This window comes from Methylorubrum suomiense (assembly GCF_022179765.1).
Classification (GTDB): domain Bacteria; phylum Pseudomonadota; class Alphaproteobacteria; order Rhizobiales; family Beijerinckiaceae; genus Methylobacterium; species Methylobacterium suomiense.
The window spans coordinates 1-868 of record NZ_BPRE01000050.1 but is presented as its reverse complement, the minus strand read 5'-3'; the positions used below and the strand labels follow the sequence as shown (position 1 = coordinate 868).

The window sequence follows — 868 nt, the reverse complement described above, 5'->3', positions numbered from 1 at the left end:
CTAGAGGCTGTTATGGATCTATCGGCTGGACGGCTCAGATGATGGGTCATGAGCCAGTCCCGGAAAGCCTACCCGTCTGATGTGTCCGACGACGAATGGGCGTTGGTCGCCCCGTATCTGACGCTGGTGCGCGAGGATGCGGGCCAGCGCGCGCATCCGTTGCGGGAAGTGTTCAACGGGTTGCGCTACGTGGTGAAGACAGGCGCGCCGTGGCGCTGGATGCCCCACGACCTGCCGCCGTGGGCGGCGGTCTACCAGCAGGCGCAACGCTGGCTGTCGGCGGGCTGCTTCGAGCAACTGGCCGAGGACCTGCGCGCCGTGCTGCGCTTGGCGGCCGGGCGCAAGGCCGAGCCCTCGGCGGCCATCCTCGACAGCCGAACGCTGCGGGCAACGCCCGAGAGCGGCGAGCGGGCTGGCTACGACGGGGCCAAGCGCAAGCAGGGCTCGAAGCTGCACATGGCGGTGGACACCCTCGGCCATCTTCTGGCCCTGCACGTCACGCCGGCCAACGCCGATGACCGCGCTCAGGTCGAGCATCTGGCCAAGGCCGTGCAGGCGGCCACTGACGATCACGTCGAGATCGCCTTCGTCGATCAGGGCTACACCGGCGAGAAGCCGGCCGCGGCTGCGCGCAAGCACGGCATCGACCTGGAAGTCGTGAAGCTGCCCGAGGCCAAGCGCGGCTTCGTGTTGCTGCCTCGGCGCTGGGTCGTCGAGCGTTCCTTCGCCTGGGCCACCCGCTTCCGCCGGCTCGTCAAGGACTACGAGCGATATGCAAGCACATTGGCAGACCTGCACCTCGTCGCCTTTGTCTGCCTCATGCTCAGGAAGGCTGCCCTACTCGCTTGCGGTCCATAACAGCCTCTAG

General features: G+C 67.5%; 1 protein-coding gene. It reads left to right on the top strand.

Annotation, left to right across the window (positions count from 1 at the left end; translation table 11 throughout):
- The first annotated feature begins 48 nt into the window (after positions 1 to 48).
- The gene (locus MFF26_RS26370) at positions 49 to 858 is read left to right on the top strand and encodes an IS5 family transposase (RefSeq protein WP_238308973.1); all 810 of its coding nucleotides are present in this window, start codon (positions 49 to 51) and stop codon (positions 856 to 858) included.
- Positions 859 to 868: the final 10 nt, after the last annotated feature.